A 259-nucleotide genomic window follows, 5' to 3' on the forward strand; every position below is an offset into this window, starting at 1 on the left:
ACTTCCGCTTCCTCGACGAGCGCCACAATCTGATCCTGATTGGGCCACCCGGCGTCGGCAAGACCCACCTGGCCATTGGCATTGGCCACAAAGCGGTGGAAGCCGGTTACCGGGTGCTGTTCCGCAACGCCCTGACCTTGGTCGAAGAACTGGAACTGGCGGAAAAGAAAGGTGAGCTGAAAAAGCGACTGAAACAGCTGGGCCAATACGACCTGCTGATCATCGACGAACTGGGCTACCTGCCGATGACCCGCCAGGC

General features: G+C 59.5%; 1 protein-coding gene. It reads left to right on the forward strand.

The annotated features are described in order from the left end of the window. The coding region (locus tag WG929_RS21110) for an ATP-binding protein (protein ID WP_416207638.1) at window positions 1–259 on the forward strand (259 nt) is incomplete at both ends.

This window comes from Oceanobacter antarcticus, assembly GCF_044962685.1.
In the GTDB taxonomy this organism is placed as follows: domain Bacteria; phylum Pseudomonadota; class Gammaproteobacteria; order Pseudomonadales; family Oceanobacteraceae; genus Oceanobacter; species Oceanobacter antarcticus.